General features: G+C 65.1%; 25 protein-coding genes. 13 read left to right on the top strand and 12 right to left on the bottom strand.

The annotated features are described in order from the left end of the window. The 6 genes from NA10_RS37535 to NA10_RS13075 all read left to right on the top strand — a co-directional run. The coding region (locus tag NA10_RS37535) for a DUF445 domain-containing protein (RefSeq protein ID WP_067567800.1) at positions 1 to 1,029 on the top strand (1,029 nt) is incomplete at its 5' end. 132 nt (positions 1,030 to 1,161) lie between these two features. After that, positions 1,162 to 1,953, top strand: coding sequence for a TIGR03084 family metal-binding protein (locus tag NA10_RS13055; protein ID WP_067567802.1), 792 nt, complete (start codon positions 1,162 to 1,164; stop codon positions 1,951 to 1,953). Between the two features lie 388 nt (positions 1,954 to 2,341). Beyond that, complete coding sequence (locus tag NA10_RS13060) at positions 2,342 to 3,016, top strand: hypothetical protein (protein ID WP_067567804.1); 675 nt, start codon at positions 2,342 to 2,344, stop codon at positions 3,014 to 3,016. Beyond that, a complete protein-coding gene (gene lhgD / locus NA10_RS13065; RefSeq protein WP_245677178.1) occupies positions 3,013 to 4,212 on the top strand; it encodes an L-2-hydroxyglutarate dehydrogenase in 1,200 nt (399 codons plus the stop codon). Before NA10_RS13060 ends, lhgD begins: the two co-directional genes overlap by 4 nt. Positions 4,213 to 4,306: 94 nt before the next feature. Next, positions 4,307 to 4,834, top strand: a complete 528-nt coding sequence (locus NA10_RS13070; protein WP_067567806.1) for an SRPBCC family protein — start codon at positions 4,307 to 4,309, stop codon at positions 4,832 to 4,834. Between the two features lie 10 nt (positions 4,835 to 4,844). Further along, entirely contained in the window at positions 4,845 to 5,489 is a 645-nt protein-coding gene (locus NA10_RS13075) for a ribonuclease H family protein (RefSeq protein ID WP_067567809.1), read from the top strand. 158 nt (positions 5,490 to 5,647) lie between these two features. On the opposite strand, the gene NA10_RS13080 is transcribed toward NA10_RS13075, so the two are convergent. The 9 genes from NA10_RS13080 to NA10_RS13120 all read right to left on the bottom strand — a co-directional run bounded on the left by NA10_RS13080 (position 5,648) and on the right by NA10_RS13120 (position 15,131). After that, on the bottom strand, positions 5,648 to 6,496 hold the full coding sequence (locus NA10_RS13080) for an Rv1363c family protein (protein WP_067567811.1): 849 nt from the start codon (positions 6,494 to 6,496) through the stop codon (positions 5,648 to 5,650). 69 nt (positions 6,497 to 6,565) lie between these two features. Further along, positions 6,566 to 7,738: an MlaD family protein gene (locus tag NA10_RS13085; RefSeq protein WP_067567813.1), complete on the bottom strand. Its 1,173-nt coding sequence runs from the start codon at positions 7,736 to 7,738 to the stop codon at positions 6,566 to 6,568. Then, positions 7,735 to 8,820 carry an MCE family protein gene (locus NA10_RS13090; protein ID WP_067567815.1) on the bottom strand — a complete coding sequence of 362 codons (1,086 nt, stop codon included), beginning with the start codon at positions 8,818 to 8,820 and terminating at the stop codon, positions 7,735 to 7,737. Before NA10_RS13090 ends, NA10_RS13085 begins: the two co-directional genes overlap by 4 nt. After that, positions 8,817 to 9,917, bottom strand: coding sequence for an MlaD family protein (locus tag NA10_RS13095; RefSeq protein ID WP_067567817.1), 1,101 nt, complete (start codon positions 9,915 to 9,917; stop codon positions 8,817 to 8,819). The genes NA10_RS13090 and NA10_RS13095 overlap by 4 nt, the downstream gene beginning before the upstream one ends. After that, positions 9,914 to 10,909 carry an MCE family protein gene (locus NA10_RS13100; protein ID WP_067567876.1) on the bottom strand — a complete coding sequence of 332 codons (996 nt, stop codon included), beginning with the start codon at positions 10,907 to 10,909 and terminating at the stop codon, positions 9,914 to 9,916. The genes NA10_RS13095 and NA10_RS13100 overlap by 4 nt, the downstream gene beginning before the upstream one ends. Next, positions 10,909 to 11,952: an MCE family protein gene (locus tag NA10_RS13105; protein ID WP_067567819.1), complete on the bottom strand. Its 1,044-nt coding sequence runs from the start codon at positions 11,950 to 11,952 to the stop codon at positions 10,909 to 10,911. Before NA10_RS13105 ends, NA10_RS13100 begins: the two co-directional genes overlap by 1 nt. Beyond that, complete coding sequence (locus NA10_RS13110) at positions 11,949 to 13,433, bottom strand: MlaD family protein (protein ID WP_067567821.1); 1,485 nt, start codon at positions 13,431 to 13,433, stop codon at positions 11,949 to 11,951. The genes NA10_RS13105 and NA10_RS13110 overlap by 4 nt, the downstream gene beginning before the upstream one ends. Positions 13,434 to 13,445: 12 nt before the next feature. Beyond that, on the bottom strand, positions 13,446 to 14,309 hold the full coding sequence (locus NA10_RS13115; RefSeq protein WP_067567823.1) for an ABC transporter permease: 864 nt from the start codon (positions 14,307 to 14,309) through the stop codon (positions 13,446 to 13,448). A gap of 3 nt (positions 14,310 to 14,312) precedes the next feature. Continuing rightward, entirely contained in the window at positions 14,313 to 15,131 is an 819-nt protein-coding gene (locus tag NA10_RS13120; protein WP_067567825.1) for an MlaE family ABC transporter permease, read from the bottom strand. A 505-nt stretch (positions 15,132 to 15,636) separates the two neighbouring features. On the opposite strand from NA10_RS13120, the gene NA10_RS13125 reads away from it, so the two are divergent. Continuing rightward, positions 15,637 to 16,302 carry a chymotrypsin family serine protease gene (locus NA10_RS13125; protein WP_067567827.1) on the top strand — a complete coding sequence of 222 codons (666 nt, stop codon included), beginning with the start codon at positions 15,637 to 15,639 and terminating at the stop codon, positions 16,300 to 16,302. A gap of 83 nt (positions 16,303 to 16,385) precedes the next feature. On the opposite strand, the gene lppU is transcribed toward NA10_RS13125, so the two are convergent. Next, a complete protein-coding gene (gene lppU / locus NA10_RS13130) occupies positions 16,386 to 17,021 on the bottom strand; it encodes an LppU family putative lipoprotein (RefSeq protein WP_067567829.1) in 636 nt (211 codons plus the stop codon). A 140-nt stretch (positions 17,022 to 17,161) separates the two neighbouring features. On the opposite strand from lppU, the gene NA10_RS13135 reads away from it, so the two are divergent. From NA10_RS13135 to NA10_RS13160, 6 genes are all read left to right on the top strand, one after another. Then, a complete protein-coding gene (locus tag NA10_RS13135) occupies positions 17,162 to 18,535 on the top strand; it encodes a cytochrome P450 (protein WP_067567831.1) in 1,374 nt (457 codons plus the stop codon). A gap of 295 nt (positions 18,536 to 18,830) precedes the next feature. Continuing rightward, positions 18,831 to 19,727 carry a L,D-transpeptidase gene (locus NA10_RS13140; RefSeq protein ID WP_067567833.1) on the top strand — a complete coding sequence of 299 codons (897 nt, stop codon included), beginning with the start codon at positions 18,831 to 18,833 and terminating at the stop codon, positions 19,725 to 19,727. Positions 19,728 to 20,012: 285 nt separating this feature from the next. Continuing rightward, positions 20,013 to 20,942: a carbohydrate ABC transporter permease gene (locus NA10_RS13145; protein ID WP_067567835.1), complete on the top strand. Its 930-nt coding sequence runs from the start codon at positions 20,013 to 20,015 to the stop codon at positions 20,940 to 20,942. 59 nt (positions 20,943 to 21,001) lie between these two features. After that, entirely contained in the window at positions 21,002 to 21,793 is a 792-nt protein-coding gene (locus NA10_RS13150) for a carbohydrate ABC transporter permease (RefSeq protein WP_245677185.1), read from the top strand. A 19-nt stretch (positions 21,794 to 21,812) separates the two neighbouring features. Next, positions 21,813 to 23,141 carry an ABC transporter substrate-binding protein gene (locus NA10_RS13155; RefSeq protein ID WP_084514591.1) on the top strand — a complete coding sequence of 443 codons (1,329 nt, stop codon included), beginning with the start codon at positions 21,813 to 21,815 and terminating at the stop codon, positions 23,139 to 23,141. Positions 23,142 to 23,164: 23 nt separating this feature from the next. After that, positions 23,165 to 24,244 (top strand): ABC transporter ATP-binding protein, encoded by a 1,080-nt coding sequence (locus tag NA10_RS13160; RefSeq protein ID WP_067567839.1) that lies wholly within the window; start codon positions 23,165 to 23,167, stop codon positions 24,242 to 24,244. Here NA10_RS13160 and NA10_RS13165 read toward each other — a convergent pair. After that, complete coding sequence (locus NA10_RS13165; RefSeq protein ID WP_245677179.1) at positions 24,241 to 24,765, bottom strand: AAA family ATPase; 525 nt, start codon at positions 24,763 to 24,765, stop codon at positions 24,241 to 24,243. The genes NA10_RS13160 and NA10_RS13165 overlap by 4 nt on opposite strands. Next, positions 24,762 to 26,744, bottom strand: a complete 1,983-nt coding sequence (locus NA10_RS13170; RefSeq protein WP_157556459.1) for a M13 family metallopeptidase — start codon at positions 26,742 to 26,744, stop codon at positions 24,762 to 24,764. Before NA10_RS13170 ends, NA10_RS13165 begins: the two co-directional genes overlap by 4 nt. Positions 26,745 to 26,802 lie beyond the last annotated feature (58 nt).

Consider the following 26,802-nt stretch of genomic DNA (forward strand, 5'->3'; position numbering starts at 1 on the left):
ATCGGCAGCCCGCGCGACTTCATCCACGAACTCGATCTGGACGGCATCGCCGACTATATCGCCGACGTCGGCCGCAAACAGGTGCCGTCCATGGTGAACGAGATCATGAAGCGGGAGAACCCGGACCTGTGGGGCGCGGTGCCGCGCGCCGCCCGCAATGTGCTCTACCAGCGGGTGGAGCGCGAACTGCCGACACTGGCCCGGCGCGCCTTCGAACAGCTCGGCGACAATGTCGACCAGCTCATCGACATCAAGACCTTCGTCATCCGGTACCTGCGGGAGAATCCGCACATCCTGAAGGACCTCACCACCACCATCGCCGCCCCCGAACTCAAATTCATGGTGCGCATCGGCCTGCTCGGCGCACCGTTCGGTGTGCTGCTGGCGCTGTATATGCATGTGCACCAGAGCATTCCGATCATCGGCTGGGTGCCGAACTGGGCGGTCATCCTGACCGCGGCGGCCGCCATCGGCGTCCTGGTCAATGTGATCGCGGTGAAGATGGTGTTCGAACCGGGCGATCCGCAGCCGCGCTACAAATACGTGTGGAAGCAGGCGCTGCTGGCCAAGCGCCAGCCCGAGGCCGCCGCCGACCTCGCGCACATCCTCGCCTATCAGGTGCTGACCCTGCCGAATCTGGCCAGGGAACTGCTCGACGGCACCAATGGCGACAAGACCCGGCAGCTGCTCGAGCGCCTCATCGCGACGGAGATCCATCGGCAGCTCGGTCCGACGCACACCTTCGTGCGGACCGTCTTCGGCGCACGGCAATTCGACAATCTGAAGGTCGGCGCGGCGGTGGCGGCGGCCGAACTCACCCCCAGTCTGGTGCAGGACGAGGTGTTCGCGGACGCGCAGGCCAAGAAGATCGACGAATTCGCCGCGCGGAAGTTGCAGCAACTCACCCCCGGCGAGTTCATGGAGATGTTCTACGCCTCGGTGGAACAGGACGCCTGGCTGCTCTACCTGCACGGGGCATTGCTCGGCCTGGGCGTCGGCGCGATCCACCTGATACTTTTCGGCTGGTAGAAAATACAAGCACGCGTGCTTGCATTTTTTCGCCCACGCTGCGATGCTGGCCGACGGAAGGCACGCACAATGGGGTGCGTGCCGACCCTGTGCCCCTCTCGGCACAGCAGGGTTGAGCGACAAGGACTTCCGATGGCCGATCTCGAGGCGCTGCTCGCCGACTTCACCGCCGAGTGCGATGACCTGGACCGGCGCATAGCCGATCTCGATCCGGCCGAATGGCAGCGGGACACACCCGCGCCCGGCTGGACCATCGCCCATCAGATCGGGCACCTGACCTGGACCGATCGGGTCGCCGTACTGGCCGCGACCGATGCGCGCGCCTTCGATCGAGAGGTGCAGGCGGCACTGCCGAAGGCGCTGACCTTCGTCGACGAGGCCGCCGAACACGAGGCCGAGACGCCGCCGCCGGAGTTGCTCGCCGCCTGGCGACGGGATCGGCTGGCCCTGGTCGAGGCGCTGCGCACGGTACCCGCCGGAACCAAACTGCCGTGGTTCGGACCGCCCATGAGCGCGGCGTCCATGGTGACCGCACGACTGATGGAGACCTGGGCGCACGGACAGGATGTGGCGGACGCGCTCGGCCAGACTCGCGAACCGACCGCTCGGTTGAAGAACGTGGCGCATCTGGGCGTGCGCACCCGCGATTTCGCGTACATGACGCACGGTCGGCCCGCGCCCGCCGCGGAATTCCGCATCGAATTGACCGCTCCCGACGGCGATGTCTGGAGCTGGGGCCCGGCCGACGCATCGCAGCGAATCACCGGTCCCGCCTTGGATTTCTGCCTCGCGGTCACCCAGCGCCGTCACCTCGATGACCTGGCCCTGCGGGTGCAGGGTGCGGAGGCGCTCGAATGGCTGGGACTGGCACAGGCTTTCGCCGGTCCGCCCGGAACAGGCCGGACGGCGGGTCAGTTCGACTGACCCGCCGCCGAGCCCGGCCTCCGGCCAGATCCCCAATTCCCAGGGAGTAGAGCGAGCGAGCGCCACCGATGGGTGCGCCGTGCCTGGTGCCGACCGGACGACATTGGCCGGAGGTCTTCGATGGCAGTCGAGTTGGCGCTCGCCGCTCTCAGGTATTTACCCACCCTTCCGACACCGGAAACATGCGGATGCGTAAACCATTCGAAGTTCGCATTCCGGACCTTGCAGTCTCATCTGCCGGTACAGTCGCTGTGATCCTGGTCTCGTAGGACGGGGGTGCCGCCGTGCGCCGCCGTAACCTGGACGGGCGTACGACTTTCAATGGTGCGGGTCGTGGGCGTCGAGAGACGCAGGGGGACCAGGGGAGAGGGAAAGGACCGCACCAGTCATGTCGCATCAACTCGCGACGCAGGCCGCCGGATCATCGCGGCGTGCGGCACAGGTGCTCCGCTACAGCGCCATCGTCACCGCAGGTATGGCGAGTATCGGACTCACCGTCGCCGCCGGCTCCTATATCGCCAATCAGATGGCCGGAACCGAGAAATCCGGAGCCATCGTCGCCGCACCCGCCGCACCGCACGCAACCGCGGCGCTACCCGGAAGCACCGATTCGCAGACCGCGAGCAGCGCCCCGCTCGCCGACACTATCGGGCTGGCAGCGTATTTCACCCCGCACCCGATGGAAACCACGGTGTCGCAGGAGGTTCCGGGCACGCTCTCGCAATCCCGGACCGAAGCGTCCCCGGCGATCGAACGCAATCCGATTGCCGGACAGTTGCGGCTGGGCACCGCCTACCTCGACGCGGCCGTGGTTCCGGTGCGGCGCAATTCGATCTCGGTCACGGTGGACACCAATGTCTTCGCCACCGTGGCGGATCTGGTGCTGCGCACCCCGCTCGGGGAGACGCTCGGCATAGGTTCCGACCCGTCCGCCAACACCCAGCTGCGCACCGATGTGGACACCCGCAGCGGTGCGGTCACGCTGACCCTGTCCGATCCCGCGCTCGGCCGCTATGACGTGCGACTGGATCGGCACAACACACCGGGCGCCAGCACTGTGTGAGACTTCCCGATGTGTACGACTACTGCGTGATCGGCGGCGGCATTGTCGGGGTGGCGACCGCGCACCGCATTCTCGATCGGCATCCGGGTGCGAGCCTGCTGCTGGTCGAGAAAGCGGCGGCGCTGGCCACACATCAGACCGGGCACAACAGCGGAGTCATCCACTCCGGCATCTACTACGAACCGGGCAGCCTCAAGGCCCGACTGTGCCGGGCCGGGGCGAAGCAGACCAGGGAATTCGCCGCAGCACAAGGCATTCCGTTCCGGGTGTGCGGAAAACTGCTGGTGGCCACCGATTCCGCCGAACACGCGCGGATGCTGGCGCTGTACGAACGATCGATCACCAATGGCGTCGAGGTGGAATTGCTCGACGCGGCCGAACTGACGCGCCGGGAACCGCGAGTGACCGGGGTCGGCGCGCTGTTCGTGCCGAGCACCGGAATCATCGATTACACCCGGGTCACCACCGCCCTCGCCGATACGGTGCGCGCCGCCGGGGGTGAGATCGTGCTCGGCGCGGAGATCACCGCCATCGACGAGAATTCGGACGGGGTAACGGTTTCCGGCCCCGCCGGAAGGTGGCGGGCCGCGCGGCTGGTGGTGTGCGGTGGACTACAGGCCGATCGGCTGGCCCGGCTCGCCGGGGTGCGGCCCGACCTGCGCATAGTGCCGTTTCGCGGCGAGTACTACCAATTGCCGCCGGAGCGTGCGGATCTGGTGCGGACGCTCATCTACCCCATTCCGGATCCCGAATTGCCGTTCCTGGGCGTGCATTTGAGCCCCACCATCGACGGGGAGCTGACCGTCGGGCCCAATGCGGTGCTCGGGCTGGCGCGCGAGGGGTATCGCAAGGGCAGTGTGAATCTGCGGGACGCGCGGGAGATCCTGGGGTTCCGGGGTTTCCACCGGGTGGCGGCAGCCAATGTGCGAACCGGCCTGCGCGAAATGCGCAATTCGATTTTCCGGCGCGGCTATCTGGCGGAGTGCCGCCGTTACTGTCCGGAGCTGACGGTAGCCGATCTATTGCCACGCGAGGCCGGCATCCGCGCGCAGGCGGTGCGGGCCGATGGGACGCTGGTACACGATTTCCTGATCGAACGCACGCCGCGCTCGGTGCATGTGCTGAATGCGCCGTCCCCGGCGGCTACCTCGGCGCTGCCGATCGCGGCGCATATCGCCGCACAATTGGACGATTGACCGAATCAGCGTCCGGGTGGCAAATCCGGGTATCCACTCAATAAATAGGATTCCTGTAGTACTTTTGTGGACAGCCGTGGGACAGGGAGCACCTATGGGCCACATGAAGTACGCGAGCGATGTCGGTGCGCCGGTGGAGGTCGCGTTCACGTACACGGACAACCATCAGTTCGTCCCCGACTGGGCCTTCGGCGTCGCCGCCTTCGAACCGCTCGGGGACAGCGATCACGGTTCCGGAGCCGTCTTCGGAACGCGGCTGCGGGTGGGTTTCTGGCATCCGGTCATCGAATGCGAGATCACCGACTATCGCCGCAACGCGGTCATCGAGTACACCCTGCGCAGGCGCGGGACGGGGAAGTCAGCCCCCGCGCAGGGGCATAACGGCAACTCGCCGTGCACCGCGCCTTTGTGCGTCATCACCCTGCGCTTCGATCCGCTCGGCTACGGTCGAGCGGTGCTGACCTCGGAAACCGAGTACCGGGCCCCGCGGGGGCTCACCGGCCGCCTGCTCTCACGAATGCTGGCCGCCGCCGTACAATCGGCCGTGCGACGCACCGAATCGCAATTGCGAAGGGAGATAGAGGAATTCCACGGAACGGATCTTGTCGGCCGGATTGCGTAGGGTTGCGAGCATGATCATCGTGAGCACCGACGGATCTTGCCTGCGTAACCCGGGCGGGGCCATCGGCTGGGCGTGGGTCAATCACGCGGGTGGATCGGCCAGCGGCGGTGCGCCATCGGGCACCAATCAGATCGCGGAGCTACGCGCGCTCCTGGAGGCCATCCGCGCGCATCCCGGCGCGGAACCGTTGTTCATCGAATCCGATTCGCTCTACGCCATCAAATGCGCCTCCGAATGGATCAACGGGTGGCGGCGGAACGGATGGAAGACCTCCACCGGGGGACCGGTGAAGAACCTCGAACTCATCCGGCAGATCGACCAGGCCATCAGCACCCGGTCCGGGCCGGTGCGCTTCCGATGGGTGCGCGGGCACGTCGGCAACTACTTCAACGAGCAGGCGGACACGCTCTGCGGCCAGGCGGCGCGGGCCATCGCGTCCGGGACACTGGATCCCTCGCCCGAGCCCGCGCCGAGCGAGCCTGTCACCGAGCCCATTCCGCTCGAACCGGCCACCGAGGAGATTCCGGTGATCAGCCCGGTGGAGAGTGTGGCTGTCACCGAGAAGGTGGTGGCGCAGGCGCATACCGCGCCCGCGACGCCGCGTCGGCGGACGGCGGCGAAAGCGCCTGCGGCGGACGCGCTCACGCTGTTCTGAGGACAAGGGTATTGGGGAGGGACCGACGTCAGGGCTTGGAGGCTTCGCCCCCAAACCCCCGGCGGAAACGTCGCTTCCGACAGACGTTGGGGTTCGACCTCACACCCCCCGAATAGCAGAAAGCCCGCCCAGCCGGGCGGGCTTTTGTGTTGCTGTGATCAGTTGCCGGGGGCGGGGGCCGGGGCTCCGGGGGTGGTGGGGGCGGGCTGGGCGGAGGGGTTGGGGGCCGCGCCGCCGGGGAAGAGGCCGTTATTGCCGTTGTCGGCGATGGGCTCGAACTTGGAGACCAGCCACTTGCCGTCCTTCTTCTCGAGTTCGGCGAAGGTGGGCAGGGTCAGCACCAGGGGCTGGGCGCGCATGGTGTTGCTGGAGGTCTGGGTGAGGCTGACCAGGACGGTGGCCTTGGCATCGTCACCGGATTCCCAGCCGCAGCGCACCGTATTCAGCTTGGAGGAGGCGTGCACGCTGGTGAGCACGTCCTTGAGATCGCCGGACATGGTGTCGAACATCTGGCGGAACTCACCGGTGGTCGACGCCTGCACCCGCTGGACGTAGTCGCCCAGGCTCTTCTCGTCGTAGACCGAGACGGTCTTGACGAAATCGCAGGCGGCCTTAGTGGCGTCGTCGCGGACGGCGAGCTCGTTCTCGCGCTTATCGGACTGCAGCCAGAAGAACACCACCGCGCCGATGGCGGCGACCAGCAGCACGCCCGCCGCGAAGGCGGCGATCAGCGGGAGCGAGGCGGACTTCAGCGCGGACGACTTGGCCTCGGTCGCACCGGAAGCGGCGGGCGCGACGGCAGCCGGTTCCGGATCGGCCGCGGCGGGCGCGGCCGGGGCGTCGGTTCCCTTTGCCAGATCCGGCTTCTCGGCGGCGGGTTCGGCCGCCGCATCGGTCGGCTCGGCCGCCGGGGTGGCCGGTGGCGTTATGTCGGCGCTGCCCTGTGCATCGGCCTCGGCGATCGAATCGTCTTCGGTTTTCTTGTCCTGGGCAGCGTCATCCGACATGTATCGATCACTTTCCCGGTGCGCTGCGGGCGCACCGTGCTGGGGTCTTCGTCAGCGAGTATGCCTGGCTCACTTCACCGGCGGCAGGGTCCGCTCGTTCATATCGGCGTCCGCGGGCGGGTATGCGCCATTGTTCGGCACATCCGGCCGCGGTGCGTTGGCCGAACCGCGAATCTGCTGATCCGCCTGTCCATTGGTGCAGTAGCTGCCCCACTGGGAGAGCGTGCCCTCGGTGGCGACCTCCGGGCGGATCTTCTTCGTCACGTAGTCGCAGAAGGGCCGCGGCCAGATGTCCACGATGGTGTAGAACTCGTTGTCGTGCGCGGGCACACCCATGGCCGAGGTACCGACCACCAGCGCCGGGAACAGCGCGCGCAAGGCGGGCTGACGCAGCATCGCGCCCTTGGTGATGGCCGCGAAGTTGGTGGCCAGGCTGGTCATCGGATCGGCGGTCTTGTCGAGCACCGCGCCGAGTGCCTGCAATTGTGCGGGCGCCTGTTCCAGGATCTTCTGGAGTTCGGCATTGGCATCGTTGAACTGCTGGAACAACACACCCGAATTACGTGTCAGGGTAGCCAGATCGGGCTGCGCCAACGAGGTGGTGGCATTGATCGTCTGCAGGTTCTTGATCAGATTCGTGGTCTGCGGCAGCAGATTGTCCAGGCCGGTGGTCGCCAGGCTGATGCCGTTGATGAGCGATCGTAGCTGATCCGGTCCACCGGACAACGCGGTGTCGAGTTCGGTCAGGATGGTGGAGAACTTGTCCGGATCGATCTGCGAGATCAATTCACTGGAGTTGTCCAGCACCGACCACACGGGGGTCGGCGTCTTCACCCTGTCCTTGTCGAACTGCACGATCGAGCCGTTGGCGAGGAACGGGGCCTTATCGGTATTGGGCCGGAAGTCCAGGAACTGTTCACCCGCGCCGGAGAGCGCGCCGACCGACACCACGGTATCGCTGGAGATGTGGTACTTCTTGTCGATTTCGACGGTGGCCGCGATGGCCGAACCGCCGGTGGCGAGCTTGATATCGGTGACCTTGCCGATGCGATAGCCGCGCAGGGTCACGTCATTGCCGGCCTGTAGACCGCCGGACCGGTCCAGATCGACCGTCACCTTATAGGTTTCGCGCAGCGGATTGACCCGCATGACGCTGATCGCCAGATACGTCGCACCGAGGAGCAGGATCAGCACCAGCGCCGAATTCGACACCAGATTCTTGTGGTTCTTCACCCAGTTCATCGCTGGCCCCCCGTGACCCGGCCGTAGATGATCTGCAGCACCTGGATGATGCTGCCGCCGAAGTCGTTGAGGTCACGCAGATCCGGGAACTTGCTGTTGGCCGGATCGGTGAGCAGTCCGATATCGAGCATGCTGAGGGTGGCGGCGACGGCGAGGGTATTGCCCTTGAACGAGGCGTCCACCGACGGCCGGAGGTCGTGCATGGCATCGAGCATGGGACCGAAGTCCGGCTCGGTGCGGGCCAGCGCGTTCATCAACTGCTGCACATTGTCGAGCAGACGGGCCAGATCGGCCGAAGTGGTGTTGGCGTAATCGCCCAGGGCCGCACTGGTTGTGGAGATCCTGGTGAGCAGATCGCCGAGCGCCTGGTTGTTCTCGGCGATGGCGCCGATCATGCCGGGCAGGGTGTCGGCGACATGGCCGAGCTGATCGTGATTGTTCTGGATGGTGTCGGCCAGCGCGCTGAATCCGGCGAGCACGCTGTCCACCCGCTGACTGTTGTTGTTGAGACTGCCTACTACACCGGTCATCTCGGTGATCAGATGCGAGAGCGTCTGGCCCTTGCCGCCGACGATGGAGTCCATCTCGGAGGTGAGCTTGGACAGCGCCGCGATGCCGCCGCCGTTGAACAGCATGGAGATCGAGAGCAGCAGTTCCTCGACGGTGGCGCCCGCCGAGGTGTTCTTCAGCGTGTCACCGTTCTTCAGCAGCTGCGCGCCCCGATCGGTCTTGGGCTTGGACACCGCGACGAAGACGTCACCCAGCGGGGTGGCCTGCCGCAGTTCGGCCGTACTGTCCGTGGGCAATTCGATATCGGTGCGAATGGCCAGGTCGACATTGGCCTTGAAATTCTTGGTCGTGATCTTGGTGACGACCCCGACATCGGAGCCGCCGATCTTGACCTTGGCCTGGTCGGGCAGGTTCAGCGCATTGTCGAAGACGGCGTGGATGGTATAGGTCTTGTCGCCCGCACCGGGTTTGGGCAGCGGCAGACTCTCGACGGTCAGACCGCAGCCCGAGACCGCGAGGGTGGAGGCCGCTACCGCCAGCGCGACGGCGGTGCGCCGGGTTCGCTTGCTCATTTCGTCATTCCCAACATTGCCGCCATCAGTCCGAGGTCGGGACCCATATCCTGCACCTTGCCGGTGCGGCAGCCGTCCGACTTCATCTGGATGCGTTCGCAGAACAGGCTGATGATCTCGCCGGACAGTACGGTGCCGAGTACCGCGTGCAGGCGGATGAACTGGCCCTGACGGTTGACCGAGCGGTCCAGGTTCTGCATGAGCAGCGGTGCGGTGTCGACGATTTCGACGACGCCGGCGGCATTGGCGCGCAGCTGGTTGGTCACATTGGTGAGACCGGTGAGCGTGCCGTTGAGCTGATCGGAGTACTGCGAGAACGCGCCACTGGTGTTGGCCAGGAAGGAGTTCAGCTGATCGAGGGTCGCCTGCAGGCCGGGGGCCTGATCGGCGAGCAGCCCGGACATCTGCGTCATCCGATTGCTGAAATCTCGTACCGACTGGTCGTTGTCGGCCAGCATGGTGGTCAATTCGTTCAGCTTGATGATGATGGTGGAGACGGCGTCCTTGTTGTCCACACCGACCTTCAGCGCACCGGAGAGCGAGTTGAGCACATCGCGCATCTTCTCGCCGTTGCCGTTCATCATCGGATAGAGCACCCGGCCCGAGAGCGGGCCGAGACCGTCCGACCCGTCCTGCGGTTTGAGGGCCGCGGCGAAGCTGTCGATGGTCTTGATCATGGTGTCCAGCTCGACCGGGGTCTTGGTCTGCTGGGTGGTCAGGTGCGAGCCGTCCTTCAGCTTGTCCCCGCCGGTGTAGCGCGGGGTCAGCTCGATGTGCCGGTCCGTCACGATGGACGGCGAGATCAGCGCCGCCTGCACGTTCTTCGGAATGTCCACACCGGCGTCCACCGTCATGTGCACCTCGACGTACTGCCCCTTGGGCACGATCTTGTCGACCTTGCCGACATCGAGCCCGAGCACGGTGATCGGATTGCCCTCGAACATGCCCGCGATATTGAGGAAGTCGGCGGTGAAGTGCTGGGTCTGGCCGACCGCGTCCTTCACCCCGAGCGGTACCAGCGAGCAACTGCCGACCGCCAGCGCGACCGCACCGATCAAGGCCGCCTTGGCGATTCGCGTGTACTTTGCCGGGTTCATTGGTGGCACCCCTCGATCACTTGGGCGAAGCACAACCAGTTGTCCGGGAACAGCCACGGCAGTCCGACCTCGCCGTAATTGCCATTGCCGAAGGCGTTGTTGAACGTCCGCACCGATACCGGCATGACCGACAGCAGTCGATCCAGGTTGTCCTTGTTCTTCTGCAGGCCGTCGGCCATGGTGTTGAGCTGGATCAGCGTGGGGCCGAACTGATTGTCGTTCTGCGCGCCGATCTGCTGCAGCTGACGGCTCAGGGTGGCGATATTGTCCAGCAGCGAACGCAGCAGGGTCTGGCGCTCCATCACCCGATTGGCGATGGCCTCGCCCTGGGTGATGACCAGCAGCACGCTGTTGCGGTTGTCGCCGAGGATGCGGGTGACCCGATCCAGATCCTTGAGCAGCTGATCGACCTCGCCCTTGCGGTCGTTCATGGTCTTGGCCAGCGCGCCGACCGAATCCAGCGCCTGCACGGTGAGCTGCGGGGTGTCACCCATCTGCTGGTTGATCAGATTCAGCGAATCCGCGAGCTTCTTGGTGTCGAGCTCCTCGAACTTGGGTGTGCCCTCCTGCACCACATCGGCCAGGTTGTAGGGAACAGCGGTATTGGACTTGGGAATTCGATTGTTCTTCAGCCCGGAACCGTCACCCGGGATCAGGTCGACATAGCGGGCGCCGAGCAGCGTGGCCATCTTGATCGAGGCCTTGGCGTCCGGACCGAGCTTGACATCGTTGCTCACCGAGAGCGAGACCATCACGTGGTCGCCCTCGAGTTCGGCGCCGGAGACCCGGCCGACCGCGACACCCGAAATCGACACCTTGTCACCGGTTCTGATGCCCGCGGTCTGCACGAACTCGGCCTTGACGGTCTTCTCGCCGATACCGATCTGCCGGTACAGCGTGGAGCCGGCCAGCAGGCCGACGATGAGCAGCACGCCGAGCACGCCGAGCCACAGGTTGCGGTTGGAACCGAAGCGGGACTTGAGTTTCGCCATCATGGCCGGCACACCGCCGAGTGGGAGTTGCCGCCGATCTGGTTGAACAGACCGCGCGGGAAGAGGATTCCGTACAGCGAGACATCCAGGCTGCACACGTACGCGTTGGCGTAGGTGCCGTTCTGGGTGAACTTGCCGATATCGGTGAGGATGCTGGGCAGATCCACCGCCGCCTTGTCCAGCTTGTCGCCATTGGCCAGCAGCAGCGCGAGCGCGTCATGGGTGGAGTTCTGGGCCAGCACCAGTTTCGGCTGGATCTGGCCGATCATATTCACCAGCGCCGAGGTGGCGTCGGCGATCTGCACGGTGGAGGACTGCAGCGACTGGCCCTGTGCGTAGAGCCCGCCGATCAGCGCGCGGGTCTGGGTCACCAGGGTCTCCAACTCGTCGCCGCGCTTGGCCAGCCCGGACATCACACCGGAGAGATTGGTGATCACATCCGAGAGGATGGCGTCGCGGCGCTGGAAGTCGGTCGCCAGCTGGGCGGCCTGGGTGATGAAGGCGCTCAGGGAGACACCGTCACCCTGCAGCGCCTGGATGAAGGTATTGGAGAGGTTGTTGACCTGCTCGGGCTGCAATACCTGGAACAGCGGCTGGAAACCGTTGAGCAGCGCCGAGACATCGAAGGAGGGCTCGGTGCGCTCGACCGGGATGCCGCCGTTGTTCTTCAGAACGGTGTGCACACCCGAGACCGGCTTGCCCGGAACCGGTTCCGCCAGCGCGATATAGCGCTGGCCGATCAGGTTCTGATAGCGCACCAGCGCCTTGGTGTCGCCGTACAGCGTTTGATCGCGCTGCACGATGAAGGTCACCAGGGCCTTGTTGCCCTTGTCCAGTTCGATGTTCTCGACCTTGCCGACGCGCACGCCGGCCATCCGGACGTCATCGCCCTTGCGCAGGCCCAGGACGTCGGTGAAGGTCGCGGTATAGCGGTTGGTGGAGCCATCCACGGTGCGCGCCAGGGTGTTCCAGATGACCGCGGTCACCAGGATGGACACGATCGCGAATATGCCGAAGCCGATCAGCGGTTTGCGAATGCTCATCGACCGGCCTCGCTGTCGGTCACTTGCAAGGTTCCATCCCTCAGAATCGGGCTCAGCAGCAGGTATTCGGCTGCGGTCGGGCGGCGGCCCAGGAGCGCGGTAATGGCGGAGTCACCGGGGTAGGAGATCGTCCCACCCGAGGGAATCGTCTGCTGTGCGGCCGGGGCGGCGGGCGGATTACCCTGCGGTGCGGGCTGATCGCCCGGAACGGTCGGCGCGAGATTCGGGAACAGCCCCTGCAGCGGGGTGCCCGCGAAGGGATTGACGGGGGTGGCGCTGTCCGAAGGAGTGGGTTCGACGACGGTCAGGCCCGGAATCATCGGGAAGCCCGCCGGCGGCGGCAGTTTCGGCAGTCCGGCGGCGGCGTCCAGCGCCTTGGGCCGCAGCGACTCCGGCAGGGTGCCCGGATCCGAGACGAGCGGGGCGGTGCCACAGCTCGGGGCGGCCAGTTCGCCGTAGCGCGGGCAGTCGTCCCGGGTGTACGGCTTATAGGGCGTGAAGGTCAGCCCCATATTCCAGATCATCTGCTTCTGCGGACCCCAGTGGAAGGTGCTCGCCAGCTTGCGCACCGAGGTGTTCAGATTGGCGATGGCCTGCGGAATGGCGTCGGGATTGTCCGACAGTGCGCCGAAGAGCGCGCTGGTACCGGTGGTGACGTCCTTGCCCACGTTGGGGTTTCGCGCGAACAGGGCGTTGACCTTGTCCACGGTGACGGCGGTGCCGGAGATCAGCGAGGTGAGTTCGGTCCGGCGGTCGGCGATGGTCTGCGCGGTCTTCACCGATTCGCTGAGTACGCCCATCAACTCCGGCGCGGACTGATTGAGCGCGCGGAAGGAGTTGGAGAAATCGGTCAGCATGACCCCGAGATCCGGAATCGAATCGTCGACCGACTGCAGCCAGCGGTCCACCCGCTCGATGCTGGAGCCGGGCATGCGGCCGGAGCCGTCGAGCGCGTAGGAGAGCGTGCCCAGCACCCGGCCGAACTGCACCGGATCGATCTTGCCGAGGATATTGCGGACCGTGGTGAGCGTGTCCTGCAGTGCGATGGTGCCTTTGGAGCGATCCTCGGAGATCTGCGAACCCTCTTTGAGGTGCTGCGCATCGGTCCCGTTGTAGACCAGTTCGACCGAGGTGACGGCGAACAGGTTCGAGGGCACCACGCGCGCGGTCACATTCGCGGGGATGCCGTCGGTGTACTCCGGCTTCATCTCGATGTGGACCTGCTGCAGTTCGCCCTTGGCGGCGACCGACACATCCTTGACCGCGCCGACCAGCACACCGCGGAACTTCACATCCGCGTTGGCGGGCAGGCCGTCACCGGTGGTGGTGAGATTCGCGGTGACATTGACCTTTTCGATGAAGTAGCCCTTGTACCGCGCCATCAGGAAGCCCAGGATGAGCGCGAAGACGATGAGCCCGGCGACACCCGCGAGCAGCAGTTGGCGCATGGTCGGGCCGCGCCCGCTCGGATCGATGATCATGCTGTGCGCCCCCTATCCCGAGATCCGGATGCCGGGGTTGACGCCCCAGATGGCCAAGGTGATGAACAGATCCGCGAAGACCACCGCGATGATGCAGTACTTGATCGCCCGACCCGCCGCGACACCCACGCCCTCCGGGCCGCCGGAGGCGAAAAACCCGTAGTAGCACTGGATGAACGTGGTGATCGCGACGAAGATGATCGCCTTCAGCAGTGAGTACAGCACATCGTGCGGTATCAGGAACTGATAGAAGTAGTGCTGGAATGTCCCGGACGCCGTGCCGCCGATCAACTGCACGGTGAGCGAGCAGGAGATGTACGCGAACGGCAGGGCCAGGCAGTACAGCGGCACGATGGCGATCATGGCGGCGATCATGCGGGTGCTGACCAGATACGGAAGCGGCCGGATGGCAACCGATTCCAGCGCGTCGATCTCCTCGGCGATGCGCATGGCACCGAGCTGCGCGGTGAATCGACAGCCGGCCTGTGCCGCGAACGCCAGGGTGGCGAGCATGGGCCCGAGTTCACGGGTGGTCGCGAAGGCGGAGATCGCACCGGTCAAGGGACTCAGACCGAGCAGGTTCAGCGAGGTGTAGCCCTGGATGGCGACCGTCATACCGCCGAACGCCGACAGGATGAGCACCACGCCGATGGTCCCGCCGCCGACGATGAGATTGCCGTTGCCCCAGGTGACATCGGACAGCAGCCGCCACACCTCTTTGGGGTACTGCTTGAACGCCAGCGGCATCGAGCCGATCGAGCGCAGGAAGAAGAACACCTGGTGACCGATGCGCGCGACGAAGTCACGCGGCGAGGAGGCCACACCCTTGAGGCGTTGGAGCGGCCGCAGCAGCGGCGGAACATACGTTGCTGACACGACTCAGACCATCTGTGGTGGGAACAGGGAGTTGTAGACCTGGGTGAGAATCAGGTTCACACCGAAGAGCATCACCGCGGACATGACCACGGCGGTGTTCACCGAGTTGGCGACACCGCCCGGCCCACCGCGGGTGTTCAGCCCGGCATCGCAGGCGATGATCGCCGCGAGCAGGCCGAAGATGAGCGACTTCAGCAGCGCCACAAACAGATCGGTGGTGATGGCGAACGAAGCGAAGGTGCCGACGTAGGAACCGGGGGTACCGCCCTGCGCGAAGATATTGAAGACATAGCCGGTCAGGAAGCCGACGAAAACCACGAACCCGCAGAGCAGGACCGAGACCAGCATCGCCGCGCCGAGTCGCGGGGCGACCAGGCGGCGCATGGGATCCACGCCCATCACCCGCATGGCGTCGATCTCCTCGCGGATGGTGCGCGAGCCGAGATCGGCGGTGATGGCGGAGCCGACCGCGCCCGCGATCATGAGCGAGGTGACCAGGGGCGCGCCCTGCTGAATGATGCCGAGGCCGTTGGCCGCGCCGATGAACGAGGTCGCGCCGACCTGTCCGGCGACCGAGCCGACCTGGATGGAGACGATGACGCCGATGGGGATGGCGACCAGCAGGGTCGGCGCGGCGGCCACATTCGCCATGAAGGCGCACTGCCGGACGAACTCGGCGAAGGGGAAGCGTTTACGGAAGATGGCGATGAACAACTCGGCCACCGCGGACACGCCCATGGCCATCATTCGGCCACCGGTCTCGAGCGACCGCTTGGGATGGTCCTGCCAGTAACCCTTGGCCCAGTCGCCGGCCGCATTCATCCGCGACTCCGTGGGACTCCCCGGCCCACCCAGACTCTTGGTCAACTGCACTGACTACCCCTCTCGACGCCGGGATACTCAACCTCCGGCGACTGTTTGCTTGACGCACCTTACTACGGAGTTAGGAAAAACACACCAGTCGTTGTGGTTCCGGTCATAGAGGCAGATCACTTTCTCTGAATCGACGTGAACAGGCAGATCACGGCCGGTTTACGACCCAAAGAACCAGGCAGGCATCTAGAACTTGTTCTAATTTCTCACTTCGGCCCAAGCGATTTCAGTAGAAGCGAAGCTCTAACAGGTAAGAATTAATGGGAGAGAATTTATCGGAAATCGCGCCGAGTTATGCATTAAATCCATAACTCGTATCCAACTCGGTATAGCGCTCGAAGACGTGCAGGACACGGCTCGGCAACATGTGGCAGTACAAGCAGCACCCGGAGACGAATACTGACAGGATGAGTTCCGCAGCTTGACTCGAGCGGCTTCCGACGTCTGGAGGGATATGTTCAGGAAACTCGCCGGTGTGGCCGGCGCCTTCGCTGTAGCCCTGAGTACCGCGTTACTCGGCGCCGGGGCCGCGAATGCCGACCCCGCACCGGCAGTCATCGGTGGTGGCTCCGGCATCATCATCGACGACATGTTCGAGTGCACCGTCACCACCATCGGGCACGACAGTGCCGGGCGGCTGGTCGGACTCACCGCGGGCCACTGCGGCGATCCGGGCGCGAAGGTCTGGGCCGAAAAGGACCGGGGCGCAGGGCAGATCGGCAAATTCGTCTACTCGAACCATGACCTGGACTACGCGGTCATCGAGTTCTTCGGGGACCGTGTCATCCCGGTCAACCACATCGGCAATGTCACCATCACCGGACTCGGCGGCCCGCCCGGCTTCCCGATGATCGTCTGCAAGGAGGGCCGGACCACCGGCAACACCTGCGGACTCTCCTGGGGTGACGTCTTCGCCAGCAATGTGGAGACCTGGAGCCAGATGTGTGTGGTGGAGGGCGATTCCGGTGCGCCGGTCGTCGTCGGCACCACCCTGGTCGGCATGGTCAACGCGTATCTGGCGCTGGCCTGCTTCGGGCCCGAGGTCGGGACCAATATGTCCTCGATCACCGCGGACCTGAACGCGCGCGGCGGCGCCGGCGCGGGGTACTACCCGATCTGAGTACCGAAAGTACGGAGCGGGGCGGTGATCCGATGGATCGCCGCCCCGCTCTGTATTACCGGGTGCTGGAGCATTCCCGGGTACTAGAGCGTATTGACGCAGATGACGATTTTGCGCTCGTCATAGACGAAACCCGAATCACCGTTGGCGCATTCGTCCACGCTGGTGCTGTTCTTCATGATGGCCAGCACCTTCACCCCGTTGGCCGCGCCGCGGGTGGAGCAGTCGATGCGCTTGGGATCGCTGCCGCTGCCCTTGGTCCCCAGATCCAGGCAGTCGTTGATCACCCAGTCGATATCCAGGCAGATGGCGCCGGTCTCGATACCCGCCATGGTCTCGTAGTAGGCCTGATCCACGTCGGCGGGACACTGGGAGTTGGTGGGCGCCTTGGCCACCACCTTGTAATTGGAGTCCTTGCTCCCACAGGTGGCCTTGTGGATGGTGGCGTTGTCGGTGGTGCCGCCGAGCTTCACGCAGTCGCCGATGCCGGCCTGGAAATCGGTGTCGCCACCCTTGTCGGCCGGTGTGGTGGTCGTGGTCGGGCGACCCGGGCTCGGTTTACCCGACGGCTTGGCGCCGGTGGTGGTGACCACCGAATCCAGTCCGGGCGGGGCCGCCACGGGTGTGCCGGAGATGGTGGAACCGCAGCCCGCGAGCAGCAGGGCGGCGGCGGAGATGGCCGGAACGGCGATCCGGGCGGAGATCTGCTGACGCAACACGAAACTGTCCTAAATTTAGAAACACCAAGCTTTAAGTTCAACGCCCATGCATACACGACGGATACGACGGCCGTCGACTCAAAAGCCCACTCACCCACCCGCCTCGAACCGGAGCCGGTAGTGACAACGTATAGAACGGCATGAGTACCGCCGCCCGCTCGGCCGGTTCCGGGGCGCGCCTGCGCGAACCCCGGCTGATACCGCTGCACGCGCTCGCCGCCGGGGCCGATCTGGAGCGTTACTTCGGCCGGCGGCGCGCCCGCGACGGCGACCCCTTCCTCATGCGCTTTCCGGCCTTCGGATCGGCGGTCTTCACCGGAACGCCGGCGGGGGCGCGCGAAATCTTCCGGGCGCCGGTGGAATTGCTGGAACCGCCACTGCCCAATCCCATCGAGCCCATGGTCGGCCCGGCCTCGCTCATCCTGGCGCGCGGGGAACGCCATAGAAAGGAACGGGCGGTGCTGGCCCCGGCCTTGCACCGCAATCGAATCAGCGCCTACGGCACCGTCATTCGCGAGGCCGCGCGCGCCGAGCTGGCGGGCGATCGGACCGGACGGGCCTGGCGGCCGGGGACCCGGGTGGATGCGCGGGAAGCCGCGCGGGCCATGACATTACGGGTGATCCTGGCGGCGGTATTCGGTATCGAGGAGCCCCGGCGGCTGGCCGATTACACCGCGGCCACCACCGAGTTCCTCACCTCCTTCGGTGGTCCGTTGTTCCTGGTTCCGGCGTTGCGGCGCAATATGTTCGGATTGTCCGGCTGGCAGCGGTTCACCGCGGCGCGCGATCGCCTGGACGCGCTCATCGATGCCGAGATCGATCGGCGGCGTACGCACGGGCACACCGGAACGGACATACTCGGGCTGCTGCTGGAGACCAGATATACGGACGGCAGCGCGCCGAGCGCCGTCGAATTGCGGGAACAATTGCGGACCTTGCTGGTCGCGGGGCATGAGACCACCGCGACGGTACTGGTCTGGGCGCTGTACCGATTGCATCGCGAACCCGCGGCCTTGGCCCGGTTGCGCGCCGAACTCGATTCCGCCGGAGGCGATCTCGATCCTATCGAACTCGCCGAACTGCCCTACCTGGACGCGGTCTGCCAGGAGACGCTGCGGCTGCATCCCCCGGTGCCGATCGTATTGCGCAGGCTCACCGGTGATTTCGCACTGCGCGGGGTGCCGCTGGTGGCGGGGGACACCATGGGGCTCTCGGTGCAGCTGCTGCACTCGGATCCCGGTGTGTGGAGTGAGCCACACCTGTTCCGGCCCGAACGGTTTCTCGAACGCCGGTACAGCCCATTCGAATTCGCGCCGTTCGGCGGCGGGCACCGGCGCTGTGTGGGTGCGGCGCTCGCCGATTACGAATTGCGCATCGTGCTGGCCACCCTGCTCACCGGCGTGCGCCTGCGGTTGTCGCCGCGCTTCGCGCGCGGCCGGCTGCCGTGGACGGTGCCGCACAACATTGCGACCGGTCCGCATGCCGCCATTACCTTCGATGTGGTCGAAGCCTGATGCGACGCCAGTGATTTCGATCACAACCATGTCCGGTGATACCGGCTCGCCGATTATGACCGAACATCCGGTCTCATTCGGGAATCGCCGACGCGAACGGCGATAACACCCCGGCGATTCGGTCTCCCATTCTTCTGTGATCCAGGTCACGTTCACAGATTCGTATGCATAACTCCCACAAGCCAATTGGCATGCCCGCGATCGCAAGGTAGGAATGAACGCGGGGTTGGGACCTAACGCGGGTGAGTTCTGCCCGCGATCTGCGTATGAACAAGGATCGGAAGGACACCTAGCTGTGCGCATCACCCGGTATGGACTGATTTCCCTCGCCGCCATCGCGGCGACCGGAGCCGTGGTGGCCGCGCCCGCCTCAGCCGCCCCGCTATGGCCGGGCGGCCCGGAGGTTCCGGGTGTGCCCTCCGCCGTCATGCCGCAGCCCGTCCCCGGCGATCTGCCGACCGCGCCCGGCGCGAGTTCGCCGCTGCCGCCCTCGAACTTCACCGCGCCGAACATCACGCCCGGCGACGGTGACGTGGTCGGTGTGGCACAGCCGGTCATCATCAACTTCAAGGAGCCGGTGAGCGATCACACCGCCGCCGAGAAGTCCATCCGCATCACCTCCACCAACAAGGTGGACGGCCATTTCTACTGGCGCGGTGACAGCCAGGTGCGCTGGCGGCCCGAGGAGTTCTGGCCGTCCGGCTCCAAGGTCACCGTCGAGGCGGGCGGCACCAAGGTCGCCTACGAGATCGGCGACGAGTTCATCGCCACCGCCGACGACACCACCCACGAAATCGTGGTCACCCGCAATGGCGAGGTCGTGCGGACCATGCCCACCTCGATGGGCAAAACCGGGCACGAGACCCCGAACGGCACCTATATCGTCAGCGAGCGCAATCGCAAGATGATCATGGACTCCTCCACCTACGGTGTGCCCACCACCGCGGCCGAGGGCTACAAGCTCGAGGTCGAGTACGCCACCCGCATGTCCAACAGCGGCATCTTCGTGCACGCCGCCCCGTGGAGCGTTGCGCAGCAGGGTTATTCGAACACCTCGCACGGCTGCCTGAACGTCTCGACCGAAGACGCCAAGTGGTTCATGGACAATGTGAAGAAGGGTGATCCGGTCGTCGTCAAGAACACCAAGGGCGGCACCCTGAGCACCAGCGACGGCTGGGGCGACTGGAACTAGTCGTTCCGCCCGGGCAGACAGAAAGTTTTCGTGCGCCCCGCCCGGTATGGGCGGGGCGTACGCGTGTGCGGGGGAAGGTGGGCACGAGCCCCCGTTCACTTTGTTGGAAATTAGAGATCCCGTATTCGGTCTTGAAAGAGACTGGCCGCCCGTACTATTCGGCGCATGTCCGCGCCACCGGCGGGTGCGTCCGGTGAACATTCGGTTGCGCCCATGCGCCGACTATTCAACCGGGCGGCATCCAGTCGTAACCGGCTAGTCGCAAGCAACCGTCACGCTGCGCGGGTGAGATCGAGCCCCGAACGAGTACTGCCGCAGCCCCCGGGGCGCGGCCGGCGCGGCAGACCCTGGCAGGACTACGCGCTCTTCTTCGTGCTCGTCGCGCCAAACCTGGTGTTGCTCTCGGTATTTATGTACCGGCCGCTGATCGACAATATTCGGCTGTCGTTCTTCGACTGGAATATCTCGGACACCACATCCACCTTCGTCGGCCTGGCCAACTACCGGGAGTGGTGGGGCCGCGACGATTCGTGGCAAATCGTAAGCAACACAGTTGTCTTCACGCTCGCGGCGGTCGTCGGCAGTATGGTGCTGGGTTTGGCACTCGCCCTGCTGCTGGATCGGAAACTGTTCGGGCGCAATGTGGTCCGCTCCGCGGTCTTCGCACCCTTCGTCATCTCCGGCGCCGCCATCGGCGTGGCCTTCCAGTTCATCTTCGATCCCGGCTTCGGCCTGGTGCAGGATGTGCTGCACAAACTCGGCGTGGAGAAGGCCCCGGACTTCTACCAGGATCCGCACTGGGCGCTGTTCATGGTGACCGTCACCTATCTGTGGAAGAACATCGGCTACACCTTCGTCATCTATCTGGCCGCGCTGCAGGGCATTCGGACGGATCTGATGGAGGCCGCCGAGATCGACGGCGCGAGCCGCTGGACCACCTTCACCCGGGTACTGCTGCCGCAGCTGCGGCCCACCACCTTCTTCCTGTCCATCACGGTGCTGCTGAATTCGCTGCAGGTCTTCGACATCATCTACTCGATGACCCGCGGCGGACCGCTCGGCACCGGCACCACCACCATGGTGGTCCAGGTGTACCGCGAATCGTTCGTCAACTTCCGGGCCGGTTACGGCGCGACCGTCGCCACCATCATGTTCGTGGTGCTGCTGATAGTCACCCTGCTCCAGGTCCGGATCATGGATCGGGGCGAGCAGTGACCGACCGGCTCAATCGGCTCGACAATGCCTTCTGGGCGAAGTTCTTCGGCTACGCGGCCATGGTGTGCGTACTGATCGTCATCGGGGTGCCGCTGTTCTGGCTGCTCATCACCTCGTTCAAGACGCGCGGCGATATCTACGTGCAGCCGGCGGTGTACTGGCCGCACACCTGGCACGCGGAGAACTACAGCGAGGCCACCACCACCCTGCCGTTCTGGACATTCCTGCGGAATTCGGTGATCGTCACGCTCACGGTGGCGTCGGTGAAATTCGTCCTCGGCGTGCTCAGCGCGTACGGGCTGGTGTTCCTGCGATTCCCAGGCAAGAACGTCGTGTTCCTGGTGATCATCGCGGCGCTGATGGTGCCCAATCAGATCACCGTCATCTCCAACTACGCGCTGGTCGCCCAGCTCGGCTGGCGAAATACCATGCAGGGCATCATCATCCCGCTGTGCGGGGTCGCGTTCGGCACCTTCCTGATGCGCAACCACTTCCTGTCGCTGCCCGCCGAGGTCATCGAGGCGGCGCGAATGGACGGCGCGCGCTGGTGGCGGCTGCTGACCCGCGTGGTGCTGCCCATGTCCGGTCCGACCATGGTGGCGTTCGCGGTCATCACACTCGTCAACGAGTGGAACGAATACCTGTGGCCCTTCCTCATGGCGGACGGCCCGAATGTCGCCACACTGCCGGTCGGCCTGACCCTGCTGCAGAACACCGAGAACCCGAGCGTCACCAACTGGGGTCCGGTCATGGCCGGCACCCTGCTCACCATGCTGCCCATCCTCATCGTCTTCCTCGCATTACAGCGTCACATGATCAAGGGCCTCACCTCCGGTGCGGTCAAGGGTTAAGTCCCAGAAGGAGATTCCAGTGTCCGACTCCCGATTTCCCGCGCTGTCTCGACGCGGGTTCCTCGGCCTCGCCGGCGCCACCGCGGCCGGGCTGGCGCTGACCGCCTGCGCCGGATCCGGCGGCGGCGGCAAGCAGGGTGGTGACTCGAACACCATCACCTTCTGGTCCAACCACCCGGGCACCTCCAAGGAGCTGGAGACCGAACTCATCAACCGGTTCCAGGCCAAGTACCCGGATCTGAAGGTCAACCTGGTCGACGCGGGCAAGAACTACGAGGAGGTGTCGCAGAAGTTCAACGCGGCGCTCTCCGGCGGCGAACTGCCCGATGTCGTTGTGCTGTCCGATGTCTGGTGGTTCAACTACGCCCTGAACGGCATCATCGAACCGCTGGACTCGCACTTCGGCTCCGCGGGCGTGCACCTCGACGATTACGTCGATTCGCTGGCCAACGACTACAAGTTCAACAACAAGCACTACGCGCTGCCGTACGCCCGCTCGACCCAGGTCTTCTACTACAACAAGGATGTCTGGTCCAAGGCCGGACTGCCGGACCGCGGCCCGAACAGCTGGCAGGAATTCGACGAGTGGGGCCCGAAGATCCAGGGCGTCATGGGCGGCGACAAATGGGCGCACGGCTGGGGCGATGCCAAGAACTACCTGGCCTGGACCTTGCAGGGTCCGATGTGGACCTTCGGCGGCGGCTACTCCGACGACTGGAAGCTGAAGTTCAGCGATCCCAAGTCGATCGAAGCGGGCAAGTTCTTCAGCGACATGATCAATGTGAAGAAGTACGCGGCCATCCGGCCGCAGATCGCCACCGAATTCGGCACCGGCATTCTGGGTTCCACCATCGCCTCCACCGGTGATCTCAAGGGCATCATGAAGAACGCCGAGGGCAAGCTGACCGTCGGCACCGCTTTCCTGCCGCATCCGAACGGCGCGGGCGCGACCACCGGTGGTGCGGGCCTGGCCATTCCGTCGCGAATCTCGGACTCGCGCAAGGAGAACGCGCTCAAGTTCATCGAGTTCATCACCAATGCGGCCAATACCGCCTACTTCTCACAGGGCACCGGATACATGCCGGTGCGCAAGTCCGCGCTACAGGATCCCAGTGAGCTGGACTTCCTGGCCAAGAACCCGAACTCCAAGACCGCCATCGATCAGCTCGCGGTGACCAAGTCGCAGGACTTCGCGCGCGTATTCGTCCCGGGCGGCGATCAGATCATCGGCACCGGTATGGAGCAGATCGGCCTGCAGAACCGGGATGTCACTTCGGTTTTCGCGGATATCAGCAGCCAGTTGCAGACCATTATCGACCGGCAGATCACGCCCAAGCTGCCCAAGTAGTACCTAGTTAGGAGACCCGCCGCATGGCGACTGTGCAGTTCGAGGGTGTTTCCCTCAGTTATCCGGGTGCGCCGCGTCCCGCGGTCGGGGATCTGAATCTGGAGATCGCCGATGGCGAATTCCTGGTGCTGGTCGGACCGTCGGGCTGCGGTAAATCCACCAGTCTGCGCATGCTGGCGGGTCTGGAGGCGGTCTCCGCCGGGCGGATTCACATCGGCGGCCTCGATGTCACCGGGCTGCCGCCGCGCTCGCGCGATGTGGCCATGGTCTTCCAGAGCTATGCGCTCTACCCCAATATGACGGTCGCCGAGAATATGGGCTTCGCACTCCGCAATGCGGGAATGAGCAAGGCGGACACCCTGATTCAGGTCAAGGAGGCCGCCGCCATGCTGGAGCTGGAGGACCTGCTCGACCGCAAACCCGCCAAGTTGTCGGGCGGTCAGCGGCAGCGCGTGGCCATGGGCCGTGCCATCGTGCGCCGCCCGCAGGTGTTCTGCATGGACGAGCCGCTCTCCAATCTGGACGCCAAACTCCGGGTGAGCACCCGCTCCCAGATCGCCGCGCTGCAAAAGCGTTTGGGCACCACGACGGTGTACGTCACGCACGATCAGGTCGAGGCCATGACCATGGGCCATCGTGTCGCGGTCATGAAGGACGGCAAACTCCAGCAGATCGCCGCACCGCGCGAGCTGTACGACAATCCGGTCAATACCTTCGTGGCCGGATTCATCGGCTCACCGGGTATGAACCTGCTCACCGCGCCCGTGCGCGAGGGAGCGGCCGTGCTCAACGAACTCCGAATCCCGGTGCCGCACACTGTCACCGGCGATCAGGTGGTGATCGGTATCCGCCCCGAATCCTGGGAGGTCACCACCGATCCGGCGAACTCCCTCGCCGTGGAGGTCGAACTCCTCGAGGAGCTCGGCTCCGAATCCTTCCTGTACTCGCACGGCGTCACCGACGAATGGTCCAGCCGCTCCGGCCGCGTCGTGGCCCGCGTCGACCGCCGCTTCCGAGTAGCCCTCGGCGACGGCCTGCGCCTGACCCCCAAACAGGACGAACTCTTCTTCTTCGATGCCGAGACCGAGGAACGCCTGCGCTAGGACACCGGCACCGCCTGCTCGAGAATCGCGTCGACGGTCTGCTCGACCGTGAGATCCGAAGTGTCCAGCCACAATCCGAGGCGGGGTGTGGTGGTGCGCAGTCCGGTGTCGAGATCCTCGACCGTATAGGGACCGTACGCCTTCTTGGCGCGGCCCGCCTCGCGGGCCTCCACCGCCGCCGGGCGCGGGGTCAGCACCACCACATACCGTGGGCGGGTGCGGATCTGGTCGGCGAAGTAGGGCAGGAAATCGCCGAGCACCACGTCCTGGACTATGGCGGTGAAGCCCTCGGCCGCGTAGCCGTCGGCGGCGTGGGCGGCCAGACGGTGGCGTAACCGCAACTGGGACAGCGCTTCCTCCGGCGGATCCGGGCGCATATCCTCGCGGCCGTTCACCACGAAGCGGCGGAAGGCGTCCCCGCGCACATGCGCTGTGCGGGGCAATCGCTCCGCCAGCGCCTGTGCCACGGTCGATTTCCCGGCCGCCTGGATTCCGGTGATCAGATAGACGGCTCCGGTCACCAGATCTTCACTCGCTCCGCCGGATCCAGGTACAGCTCATCGCCCGGTCGCACGTCGAACGCCGCGTGGAAGCTGTCCAGATTGCGGACCACACCGTTGCAGCGGAACTCCGGCGGGGAATGCGGGTCTACGGCGAGGCGGCGGATGGCCTCCTCCTGACGGGCCTTGGTGCGCCACACCTGCGCCCAGCCGAAGAAGACGCGCTGCAGACCGGTCAGCCCGTCCAGGACCGGAATCTCCTTGCCCTCCATCGCGATCTCATATGCCGCCAGCGCGATGGTGAGCCCGCCCAGATCGCCGATGTTCTCGCCGATGGTGAACTCGCCGTTGACCTTGTGGTCATCGGAGAGGTCCTTGGGCGAGAAGGCGTTGTACTGATCGATCAAAGCCCTGGTGCGCTTACCGAATTCGGTGCGATCGGACTCGGTCCACCAGTCGATCATATTGCCGTCGCCGTCGTACTTCGAACCCTGATCGTCGAAGCCGTGGCCGATCTCATGACCGATGACCGCGCCGATACCACCGTAATTGGCGGCATCGTCGGCGTTCATATCGAAGAACGGGGGCTGCAGAATCGCCGCGGGGAAGACGATCTCGTTCATACCGGGGTTGTAGTAGGCGTTCACGGTCTGCGGGGTCATGAACCATTCACCGCGATCCACCGGGCCGCCCAGCTTCGCCAGATCCCGATCGTGTTCTGCCGCATAGCCACTGCGGTAGTTACCCACCACATCGGCGGGATCGACGGTGACCGCCGAATAATCGCGCCACTGATCCGGATAACCGATCTTCGGGGTGAACTTCTCCAGCTTGGCCAGCGCCGCCTGCCGGGTCTCCGGGCCCATCCACTCCAGCTCGGCGATATTGCGGCGGTACGCCTCCTGCAGGTTCTCCACCAACTCGACCATGCGGGCCTTGGCGGCGGGCGGGAAATGCCGGGCCACATACAGTTTGCCCACGGCCTCGCCCAGCAGATCCTGCACCAGCGAGACGCCGCGCTTCCAGCGCTCGCGATTCTCCGGCGCACCGGTCAGCGTGCGGCCGTAGAAGTCGAAACTCTCCTCCACCAGATCATCGGTGAGATAGGCGGCGCGGGCCTTCACCACGCGCCAGGCCGCCCACGCCCGCCAATCCTCCTGCGACTGCGCGGCCCACAGCCGCGCGAAGGCGCGCACATAATCCGGCTGCCGCACCACGACCTCGGCGAAAAGCTCCGGTCCGGAGCGGTCCAGGCCCTCGGCGAGCGCGGAAGTCCAGGCATTCCAGTCGAATTCGGGATTCTCGGCGACCAGCGCGTCGAAAGTGGTGAGGTTGTAGCTCTTCTCGGCGTCGCGGCGACGCACCACATCCCAATGCCCCTGGGCCAGCTTCCTTTCCAGCTCGAAAACCCGCTGCGCGTCGTAATCCAATCCGGCCAGCGCGAACATACGGCCGATATGCGCGACATACTTCTCGCGGATCTCGGCGTGCTCGTCCCTGTGGTAGTACGACTCGTCGGGCAGGCCGATTCCGGACTGCGAGGTGTGCACCAGATAGCGCTCGGAGTTCTTGTCGTCGGTATCGACATAGAACGCCATCGCACCGCCCACGCCGGTGCGCTGATGGCGTCCGATGAGCGCGGCGAATTCACTCGGATCGCTCACCCGGGCAATGGCGGCCAGTTCATCGGCAATGGGGGACAGGCCCGCGGCCGCAATGGCGGCGGTGTCCATGAAGCTGTTGTAGAGGTCACCGATCTTGCGCTCTTCGCTGCCGGGGGCGGCATCGGAGGCGGCGGCCTCCTGAATGATCTGCTGCACATCGCGCTCGGCCTGGTCGTAGAGCGTGCGGAAGGCGCCGTCCACCGCCCGGTCCGACGGTATGTCGTATTTATCCAGCCATTCGCCGTTGACGTGCGCGAACAGGTCGTCCTGCACCCGCACGCCCTCGTTGCGGAAGGACAGATCGATACCGGAGGGAGGCGTCAGCTGCGAAGTCACGCCCTCCAGTATGCCGATCGCGGCGCGGGTGCGGCGGGATCACGCGGAGAGCGAAAAC

Origin of the sequence: Nocardia acidivorans NBRC 108247 (assembly GCF_001625085.1) — a bacterium.
Taxonomy (GTDB): Bacteria; Actinomycetota; Actinomycetes; order Mycobacteriales; family Mycobacteriaceae; genus Nocardia; species Nocardia acidivorans.

What these genes read in the sequence shown, in the direction of transcription:
- NA10_RS13150 (WP_245677185.1), top strand. Translation starts at nt 21,002, where the DNA reads ATGGTGTGCGTACTGATCGTCATCGGGGTGCCGCTGTTCTGGCTGCTC.
- NA10_RS13120 (WP_067567825.1), bottom strand. Translation starts at nt 15,131, where the DNA reads ATGAATGCGGCCGGCGACTGGGCCAAGGGTTACTGGCAGGACCATCCC.
- NA10_RS13095 (WP_067567817.1), bottom strand. Translation starts at nt 9,917, where the DNA reads ATGAACCCGGCAAAGTACACGCGAATCGCCAAGGCGGCCTTGATCGGT.
- NA10_RS13055 (WP_067567802.1), top strand. Translation starts at nt 1,162, where the DNA reads ATGGCCGATCTCGAGGCGCTGCTCGCCGACTTCACCGCCGAGTGCGAT.
- NA10_RS13135 (WP_067567831.1), top strand. Translation starts at nt 17,162, where the DNA reads ATGAGTACCGCCGCCCGCTCGGCCGGTTCCGGGGCGCGCCTGCGCGAA.
- NA10_RS13080 (WP_067567811.1), bottom strand. Translation starts at nt 6,496, where the DNA reads ATGTCGGATGACGCTGCCCAGGACAAGAAAACCGAAGACGATTCGATC.
- NA10_RS13075 (WP_067567809.1), top strand. Translation starts at nt 4,845, where the DNA reads ATGATCATCGTGAGCACCGACGGATCTTGCCTGCGTAACCCGGGCGGG.
- NA10_RS13105 (WP_067567819.1), bottom strand. Translation starts at nt 11,952, where the DNA reads ATGAGCATTCGCAAACCGCTGATCGGCTTCGGCATATTCGCGATCGTG.
- NA10_RS13070 (WP_067567806.1), top strand. Translation starts at nt 4,307, where the DNA reads ATGGGCCACATGAAGTACGCGAGCGATGTCGGTGCGCCGGTGGAGGTC.
- NA10_RS13090 (WP_067567815.1), bottom strand. Translation starts at nt 8,820, where the DNA reads ATGAGCAAGCGAACCCGGCGCACCGCCGTCGCGCTGGCGGTAGCGGCC.
- NA10_RS13110 (WP_067567821.1), bottom strand. Translation starts at nt 13,433, where the DNA reads ATGATCATCGATCCGAGCGGGCGCGGCCCGACCATGCGCCAACTGCTG.
- NA10_RS13160 (WP_067567839.1), top strand. Translation starts at nt 23,165, where the DNA reads ATGGCGACTGTGCAGTTCGAGGGTGTTTCCCTCAGTTATCCGGGTGCG.
- NA10_RS13100 (WP_067567876.1), bottom strand. Translation starts at nt 10,909, where the DNA reads ATGGCGAAACTCAAGTCCCGCTTCGGTTCCAACCGCAACCTGTGGCTC.
- NA10_RS13085 (WP_067567813.1), bottom strand. Translation starts at nt 7,738, where the DNA reads ATGAACTGGGTGAAGAACCACAAGAATCTGGTGTCGAATTCGGCGCTG.
- NA10_RS13125 (WP_067567827.1), top strand. Translation starts at nt 15,637, where the DNA reads ATGTTCAGGAAACTCGCCGGTGTGGCCGGCGCCTTCGCTGTAGCCCTG.
- NA10_RS13060 (WP_067567804.1), top strand. Translation starts at nt 2,342, where the DNA reads ATGTCGCATCAACTCGCGACGCAGGCCGCCGGATCATCGCGGCGTGCG.